This window comes from Streptomyces sp. NPDC102462 (genome assembly GCF_044765425.1).
In the GTDB taxonomy this organism is placed as follows: domain Bacteria; phylum Actinomycetota; class Actinomycetes; order Streptomycetales; family Streptomycetaceae; genus Streptomyces.
Window position 1 is genome coordinate 1 of record NZ_JBIWKB010000159.1, and the last position, 1,522, is coordinate 1,522.

At 69.1% G+C, this 1,522-nt stretch carries 2 protein-coding genes; one reads left to right on the forward strand and one right to left on the reverse strand.

The annotated features are described in order from the left end of the window. Positions 1 to 217: 217 nt before the first annotated feature. The gene (locus tag ACIRFL_RS43825; protein WP_404041367.1) at positions 218 to 1,051 is read left to right on the forward strand and encodes an IS5 family transposase; all 834 of its coding nucleotides are present in this window, start codon (positions 218 to 220) and stop codon (positions 1,049 to 1,051) included. On the opposite strand, the gene ACIRFL_RS43830 is transcribed toward ACIRFL_RS43825, so the two are convergent. Continuing rightward, on the reverse strand, positions 966 to 1,466 hold the full coding sequence (locus ACIRFL_RS43830; RefSeq protein ID WP_404041370.1) for a hypothetical protein: 501 nt from the start codon (positions 1,464 to 1,466) through the stop codon (positions 966 to 968). The two genes, ACIRFL_RS43825 and ACIRFL_RS43830, sit on opposite strands and share 86 nt — an antisense overlap. Positions 1,467 to 1,522: the final 56 nt, after the last annotated feature.

Sequence of the window (1,522 nt, forward strand, 5' to 3'; positions counted from 1 at the left end):
GTTCAGGTGATTGTGGCTGCGCGGGGGCATGAAGGCAGGGCCTCTCGGTAGCACAGAGGGTGTCTACGCCACTGCTCACCAGGAGGCCCTGTTGCCGCAGTTGTATCGGTCTGCTGTGAAAGAGTCCATTCCGGACACACGGACGTGCGACTGCTTCGCCCACACGTACGGCAACGCCGCGGACCATCCGTCCGGCAGGCACTGCTATCCGACCGACATGAGTGACGGAGAGTGGGCAGCGGTCCGCGACATGATCCCGAAGCCCGCATGGGCCGAGGGCCGGGGCGGCCGGCCGGAGGAGTACTGCCACCGGGACATACTCGACGCGATCAGGTACGTGGTGGACAACGGCGTGAAGTGGCCCGCGCTGCCTGCCGATTACCCGCCGTGGAAGGCGGTGCACCGGTTCTTCACCCGCTGGCGCAAGCAGGGGCTGACCGGCGAGTTCCACGGTCGGCTCCGCGCCGCGACCCGCGAAGCACAGGGCCGGGACGCGGAGCCGACGGCGGGGGTGATCGACTCGCAGTCCGCGAAGGGCACGTCGACGGTCGGGGCCGCGACCAGCGGCTATGACGGCGGGAAGAAGATCAAAGGGCGCAAGCGGCACATCGTGGTGGACGCCCTCGGCCTGATCCTGGCGGTCATGGTCACCCCCGCCTCGACGGGGGACCGGGACGCTGCCCAGGATCTCCTCTTGCAGACCGCGCGGCGGCATCACCGGCTCAGGCGGGTGTGGGCGGACAGCGGATACACCGGCATGCTGGTGGGCTGGTGCGCGACGGCCCTGAACCTGATGCTGACCACCATCCGCCGCAGCGACAGCCAGACAGGCTTCGTCGTGCTGCCCAAACGGTGGCTCGTCGAGCGGACGTTCGCCTGGCTCACCCGATCCCGGCGCCTCGCCCGCGACTACGAGCGGCTGCCCGCATCGTCGGAGGCGATGATCCTGTGGTCGATGACCATGGTCATGACCCGCCGTCTCGGCCATTGCCGCAGGCGAACCGGCCCGGTGCCGGCTCGTGCACCCATCCCCGCGCAACGAGCCGCTTGAGCTTGCACCGCACTCCCTCGATCTTCGCAGGAACCACCTCCAGCCCCAACAAGGCAGTGATCTCACGGCAGTTCAGTGGCTGACCGCCAGTGGCGCGGCGTTCGGCCAGCAGGCCCATGACCTGCTGATATTCCGGCGCCAGCACCTCGACCGACAGCTCCTCCCGCCAGAGGGGAACCAGTGATCCGGGCTTCACTGCCGACGGCTTCCCGGCCTTGTTCCCCTCCGTCGTCTTCCCCGTCACAGCCTCCTGGGCTGCGGTTTCACCCGCGTCCCACACCTCGCTGACCCGCCTGCGGGCGATCAGCCACTCGTCCCACTCCGACTGCGCCGCCTCCAGCTCGGCCTGCAACTCCTCCACCCGCTTCCGGGCCGCCCGCTCTCGCTCCTCCAGCCGCCCCAGCACCGACGCCATCACACACCTCCAGCACGCCACCTCCACGGACGCACCGGATCTACCTCACCCGCCCC